The 6,379-nt window shown below is 70.8% G+C and carries 4 protein-coding genes and 2 pseudogenes; 2 read left to right on the top strand and 4 right to left on the bottom strand.

Annotation, left to right across the window (positions count from 1 at the left end):
* Positions 1 to 62: 62 nt before the first annotated feature.
* The 4 genes and pseudogenes from JNW89_RS03590 to JNW89_RS03575 form a co-directional block, all read right to left on the bottom strand.
* On the bottom strand, positions 63 to 710 hold the full coding sequence (locus JNW89_RS03590) for a glycoside hydrolase family 3 C-terminal domain-containing protein (protein ID WP_238447688.1): 648 nt from the start codon (positions 708 to 710) through the stop codon (positions 63 to 65).
* 63 nt (positions 711 to 773) lie between these two features.
* A pseudogene (locus JNW89_RS03585) lies at positions 774 to 1,741 on the bottom strand (glycoside hydrolase family 3 protein); the annotation flags it as partial.
* A gap of 612 nt (positions 1,742 to 2,353) precedes the next feature.
* A complete protein-coding gene (locus tag JNW89_RS03580; protein ID WP_238447686.1) occupies positions 2,354 to 2,662 on the bottom strand; it encodes a hypothetical protein in 309 nt (102 codons plus the stop codon).
* A gap of 232 nt (positions 2,663 to 2,894) precedes the next feature.
* On the bottom strand, positions 2,895 to 3,761 hold the full coding sequence (locus tag JNW89_RS03575; protein WP_238447685.1) for an alpha/beta fold hydrolase: 867 nt from the start codon (positions 3,759 to 3,761) through the stop codon (positions 2,895 to 2,897).
* A 308-nt stretch (positions 3,762 to 4,069) separates the two neighbouring features.
* Here JNW89_RS03575 and JNW89_RS03570 point away from each other — a divergent pair.
* Both JNW89_RS03570 and JNW89_RS03565 read left to right on the top strand, forming a co-directional pair.
* Positions 4,070 to 5,061, top strand: a pseudogene (locus JNW89_RS03570) (glutamine synthetase beta-grasp domain-containing protein).
* A 158-nt stretch (positions 5,062 to 5,219) separates the two neighbouring features.
* Complete coding sequence (locus tag JNW89_RS03565) at positions 5,220 to 6,356, top strand: glutamate--cysteine ligase (protein ID WP_238447684.1); 1,137 nt, start codon at positions 5,220 to 5,222, stop codon at positions 6,354 to 6,356.
* Positions 6,357 to 6,379 lie beyond the last annotated feature (23 nt).

The raw sequence follows: 6,379 nt of genomic DNA, 5'->3' as shown, positions 1-6,379 counted from the left end.
GCCGAGCGCTCCCGCGCCGACCGCGCCGGCGAGGAAATTCCTACGCTGCATGGGTTTGCCTCCTACCAGGTCAGGCCGTGGCCGTAGGGGTAGAGCACGGTGCCCGCACCCTCGGCCGTGGGGATCGTGACGGGCAGCCGCCCCCGGGGGGACAGCTCGCCGTGCAGCGCGCGGACGAGCGCGTCCATCGCCGCCCGGGTGTACGAGTAGGTCGCCAGATAGGTGGTCACGCCCGGCAGGTGGGCGATGTCATAGGGGTCCCGCACCGCCACCACCACCACGGGTTTTCCGGTGGCGAGCAGCGCCGCGACGAGGCGCTGCTGGGTGGCCCGCGGATCGGTGATGGCGGTGTCCCACGCCTTGTTGACCAGCACGACGGTGAGGTCGTGCTCGGCCGCCTGGGTGGCCGTCGCGGCGATCACCGCGTCGGACGGCAGCGTCGCCGGCCGGGCGGTGGCGCGGGCGCCGCGGGCGGTGAACCCGTCGGCGACCGTCGCGACCGGAGCGAAGGCCGCGCTGTTCCAGCCGGTGACCAGCACCGACCGGTTGGTGCCGGCCAGCGGCAGCAGCCCGGCGTCGTTGCGCACCGCGGTGAGCGTCGGGTCGGTGACCTGGGTGACGGCGGCGAGGTGCTCGGGCGCCCCGACCGTCCGTACCGCCTCCTCGACGTCCACCAGCGGCGACCGGGCCAGCCCCTGCCGGTACTTCATGCCGAGGATGCGCCGCACCGACTCGTCGATCCGCCGCTCGGTCAGCTCACCCGTGGCGACGGCGCGCAGCACCGCGTCCCGCGCCAGCGCGAGTTTCGGCGGCATCAGCAACTGGTCGGCGCCGGCCTTGATCGCCAGCACGGGCACCCGCTCGTCGCCGTACTTCTGCCGCACGCCGGCCATGTTCAGCGCGTCCGTGACGATGACTCCCCGGAAGCCGAGTTCACCGCGCAGCACGCCGGTGAGGATCGTCGGCGACAACGTCGCCGGGTCGCCGGACGGGTCGAGCGCGGGCACCACGATGTGCGCGGTCATGATGGATTCGACGCCCGCGCTGATCGCCTGTCGGAACGGCTGCGCGTCGATCCGGTCCCACTCCGCCCGGCTGTGGTTGATCACCGGCAGGCCGGTGTGGCTGTCGGTGGCCGTGTCGCCGTGGCCGGGGAAGTGCTTCGCCACCGCGGTCACGCCGGCGCCGTCCTGGAACCCGGCGACCTGCGCGGCGGTCAGCTCGGCCACCAGGGTGGGGTCGGCGCCGAACGACCGTACCCCGATGACCGGGTTGCCGGGGTTGACGTTGACGTCGGCGATCGGCGCGTACGGCTGGTGGATGCCCACCGCGCGCAGCTCCCGCCCGGTGATCTCCGCCGACGTGCGCGCGTCCTGCGGCGAACGCCCGGCGCCAGCGCCATCGCGCCGGGGAACTGCGCGGCGGGAGCGGGCATGCGCAGCACGGTGCCCTGCTCCTGGTCGGTGGAGATGAGCAGGGGGACGCGGCCCTTGCTGCCGTCGCCGAGGGCGGCCCGCTGGAGACCGTTGGAGAGGCCGGCGATCTGACGGGGACTGTCCAGGTTGTGGGACCAGGAGAAGTAGCAGACGCCGCCGAGGTGGAACCGGTCGATGACCTCGGCCGGAGTCTCGACGCCGAACGCGGCGCGGTTCGCGGCGCGGTCGGCGGCCGTGGGCTCGGTGGCGTCACTGCCGTAGACGTAGGTGGCGAAGAGCTGCCCGACCTTCTGCTCCAGGCTCATGTGCCGCAGCGTCGAGGTGACCCAGCCCTGCTCGGCGGTGGGCGGGTGCGTGGGCTCGACCGAGGCGTGGACGGGGAGCGGCGCGAGGGTGGTCACCAGGGTGGCCATCAGGACGGTCGCGGTGACGGATCGGGTCTTCATAGACGACGACCTCTCAGTCCGGGTGGCTGAAACTTAGCTACATATTGATGAGCAGTCAAGAAGGTTAGCTACAAAAAACCGTCGCCCTGCTCGCCGGCACCACCACGCTCGGGTGGTGGCGCGTCACGTTGGCGAGCGCCGCGGGAGTCCTGCCGGCCGCGCTGATCCACGCGGCTGCCGGCGGCACCGCACAGAGCCCGCTGCCCTGATCCCCCGGCTCCGGCCGGCGACCTGATCAGGTGGTGGTACGACGATCGGCGCGGAGATGAGGCGACGGCTCGCTCAGGCGGACGGCGCCTGCTGTGCCAGGACGTCGCGCAGCACGTCCGCGATGGTCGTCGGCCACCTGGACCACCCCTCGACGGGATGACCCCGCTGGCCGGAGCCGCCCAGCCGTTGGCCCTGCCCGCACTCGTGCGCGCTGACACGATGGCCCAAGAGGCCAGTGGCTGACGATCACGAACGTCACCATCACTCGGAGGTAGCGATGTCGCACCACACCGCCCAGGAGGCCACGGTCCGCACGACCGTCGGAAGCTTCTTCGAGCTGCTCGGCGCGGGCGATCCCGACCGCGTCGCCGACGTGTTCGCCGAAGAGGTCGACTGGTACGTGCCCGGGGACGAGAGCCTGCCTGGACGGGACACCGCACCCGCCGGGAGCAGATCCCCGAGTACTTCAAGCTCCTGTGGCCCACCCTCGCCGCGGGTGAGAGTGTCGTCGAGTTCCACAAGCTCCTCGTCGACGGCAACGACGCCGTGTGGCTGGGCCGCTTCACCCACACGGTGAAGCCAACAACCGCCGACTCACCACACCGGTCGCATTCCACCTCACCGTCGACGACGGGAAGATCGTGCGCCTGCACCTGTACGAGGACACCCATGTCGTGTCACAGGCCGTCTCCGCCTGAGGAGAACGGGCCTGCGGAAGGCGGGCATGGCGGGGCGGGTGGCGCCTGCCTGCCGTCGCCAGCCGCCTGCGGCCGGACCGGTGTTCACCCGTGGACGGGTCGCTTCACGGCAGGGTGCGACCGAGGAACCCCCGGACGTACCCGGCGATCACGTCCAGGTGACTCTCCAGGGCGAAGTGCCCGGCGTCGATGAGGTGGATCTCGGCGTCCGGGAGATCCCGTTGGAAGGCGGTGGCGCCTGGCGGGACGAAGATCTCGTCGTTGCGGCCCCACACCGCGAGCAGCGGCACGTTGCTGTTCCGAAAGTACTGCTGTGCCGTGGGGTAGAGGTCGAGGTTCGTCTTGTAGTCGCGCACCAGTTGCTTCTGGATGTCGACGTTGCCGGGCCGGTCGATGATGCTCTGGGCGTGCTGCCAGCCGTCCGGGCTCACCAGCGTCGGGTCGGGCACCCCGTGGTAGAACTGCCAGCGGGTGGTGTCGGGCGTCAGTACCCGCGCCACACCGGGCTCCGTCTCCGGTCCCGGGTCCTTGGCGTAGGCGAACAGCGGCGCCCAGAACTTCTCGCCGAAGCCGTCCATATAGGCGTTTCCGCTCTGGGTGATGATCCCGCTGATCCTGTCCGGGTCGCGCAGCGCCAGCCGCAGGCCGACCGGCGCGCCGTAGTCGTGCATGTAGAACGCGTACGTTTTGATCTTGAGGTGGTCGAGAAGCTTCGCCGTGACGTCGGCCAGCGCGTCGAACGTGTAGGAGAAGGAATCCGTCGGCGGTGCCGCGGATGAGCCGTAACCGATCATGTCGGGCGCTACGACGTAGTAGCGGTCCGCCAGCAGGGGGATCAGCTCACGGAACATGAACGAGCTGCTCGGAAAGCCGTGCAGCAGCACCACCGCGGGCGCCTGCGCCGGGCCGGCCTCCCGGAAGAAGACCTCCAGACCGTCGATCTGGGCGGTGCGGTGATGCACGGGCACCATGCCGTTCCTCCTGGTCGGCCGGCGGTGAGTGAGCTCAGCACAGGCTCTCCGGGACGTCCCGCACGGCCCGGTCCGAGTATCACGGCCGGCGCGGCCCTCCCCGGGTCCCGGTGGCCGGCGTCATCCAGACGGGTACCGGTCCGCCCTCGTGCCTGAGTAGCGCCCCGGGGGCGTGTCGTGCGGAGATGGGCGAATCGACGACCGCGACCGAGCACCCGTCGTACGGTCAGAGGCGTGGGTTCGTCGGCCGACTCCCGTCGGTCCGGTCAGCGTGGCCCATGGTCGACGTGTGTCTTCCGGGAGGACCTGTGTTCGCCGACCCCGAGGAAGCCCTGCGGTACCTCAAGAACGAGGACGTGAAGTTCGTCGACGTACGGTTCTGTGACCTGCCCGGCGTGATGCAGCACTTCAATCTGCCGGTCGAGTCCTTCGACGACAGCGTCTTCACCGACGGCCTCGCGTTCGACGGCTCGTCGATCCGCGGCTTCCAGGCGATCCACGAGTCGGACATGCTCCTGCTCCCGGACGTCGCGAGCGCTTTCATCGACCCGTTCCGCGCGCAGAAGACCCTCGCGCTGAACTTCTTCATCCACGACCCGTTCACCCGCGAGGCCTACTCCCGCGACCCGCGTAACGTGGCGAAGAAGGCCGAGGCGTTCCTGGCGGCCAGCGGCATCGCCGACACCGCCTACTTCGGCGCCGAGGCCGAGTTCTACATCTTCGACTCGATCCGCCACGAGACCTCCGCCCACCAGTCGTTCTACTACATCGACTCGATCGAGGGCGCCTGGAACTCCGGCCGCGACGAAGAGGGCGGCAACCGCGGCTACAAGACCGCCTACAAGGGCGGCTACTTCCCGGCTTCGAGGCGCCGGTCAACCTGGTCTACTCCCAGCCCAACCGCTCCGCCTGCACCCGCATCCCCGTCACCGGCAGCAACCCCAAGGCCAAGCGGGTCGAGTTCCGGGTGCCGGACCCCTCCAGCAACCCCTACCTCGCCTTCTCCGCGATGAGGATGGCCGGCCTCGACGGCATCAAGAACAAGATCGAGCCGCCGGCGTCGATCGACAAGGACCTGTACGACCTGCCCCCGGAGGAATGGGGCGACGTCAAGCAGGTCCCCGGCTCCCTGCCCGCCATCCTCGACGCCCTCGAAGCCGACCACGACTACCTCCTCGACGGCAGCGTCTTCACCCCCGACCTCATCTCCACCTGGGTCGGCTGGAAACGCGCCAACAAGGTCGACCCGGCCCGACTGCGCCCCACCCCGCACGAGTTCGCCATGTACTTCGACTGCTGACGACAGCACCAGACCCACCACCCATCCGACCGGCCGTTCCGGCGCGGGACACGAGGCGGATCGGGGCCTGACCACGGCCGATCAGCCCCCACCGCCGACCACGACGGCAGCACGCCGCGCCTCGTACCCCAGCACACTGCGCACGATCGGACGTGACCATGAAGCCGCACCGAGTCACCGCCCCCGCGGCACCCACTGCCACCATCCTCACCCTGGGCGTGGAGGAGGAGTTCCTGCTCCTGGACCCGGCGACCGGGGAGAGCCTGCCCGTCGCCGACCGGGTGCTGCACACGCTGTCGGGAACCGCTCGGGAGCAGAGCCGGCAGGAGTTCCGGCACAGCATGGTGGAGATGGTCGCCCCCGTCTGCACCGACCTGGCTCAGCTGCGCGAACACCTGGTCGCGCTGCGCGGTGCGGCCTCCCGGGCGGCGGAGGCGGCCGGGGCACGCCTCGTCGCGGTAGGGGCCACCCCGGTGTGCGAGGCCCACCGTACGGTGCCGGACGAGCAGCGCTATCACGCCATGTCCCGCCGGTTCGGTCCGGTGGCCCACGACCCCGCGGTCTGCGGCTGCCATGTCCACGTCGGTGTGCCGGACCGGGAGCTGGCCGTGCAGGTGTGCAACCACCTGCGCCCGTGGCTGCCGGTGGTGCAGGCGCTCACCGCCAACTCCCCCCTGCACGACGGACGGGACACCGGGCACGCCAGCTGGCGGTCCATGCAGCTGGAACGCTGGCCGAGCATCGGACCCACCCCGCACTTCGACTCGGTCGCCGACTACGACGCCACCGTGCGGGAGTTGATCGCCGCAGGGATCATGCTCGACGCCGCGATGGTCTACTGGTACGCCCGCCCGTCCGCCGCGTACCCGACCGTGGAGATCCGGGTCGGCGACGTCTGCCCCACCGTCGACGACACGGTGCTGGTCGCCGCGTTGGTCAGGGCGCTGGTCGCCACCATGGCCGACGACGTCCGCGCCGGGGTCCGCGCCACTCCGATCCGGGACTGCCTGGTCGCCGCCGCGCACTGGCGAGCCGCCCACAACGGGGTCGACGGTGACCTCATCGACCTGCGCGGCGGCGGCGCCCGTCCCGCCTGGGACCTGATCGACGAGCTCCTCGTCACCGTCGCGCCCGCGTTGACCCGGCACGGCGATCTCGACCCGGTGCTGCGCCAGCTCGACCGGATACGCCGGGACGGCACCGGCGCGACCCGACAGCGGCGAATCATGGCCCGCACCGACGGCGACGTGCAGGCCGTTCTGGATCACCTGACCGCCCAGACCACCGCCCACTAGACCGGCGGCCGGCCGATCGGGCC

It is taken from the genome of Micromonospora sp. 4G55, assembly GCF_016803375.1.
This window is presented reverse-complemented; position numbering and strand designations above follow the sequence as displayed.

Coding starts and splice junctions, on each gene's coding strand:
- JNW89_RS03590 (WP_238447688.1), bottom strand. CDS start 710: ATGAAGTACCGGCAGGGGCTGGCCCGGTCGCCGCTGGTGGACGTCGAG.
- JNW89_RS03575 (WP_238447685.1), bottom strand. CDS start 3,761: ATGGTGCCCGTGCATCACCGCACCGCCCAGATCGACGGTCTGGAGGTC.
- JNW89_RS03565 (WP_238447684.1), top strand. CDS start 5,220: ATGAAGCCGCACCGAGTCACCGCCCCCGCGGCACCCACTGCCACCATC.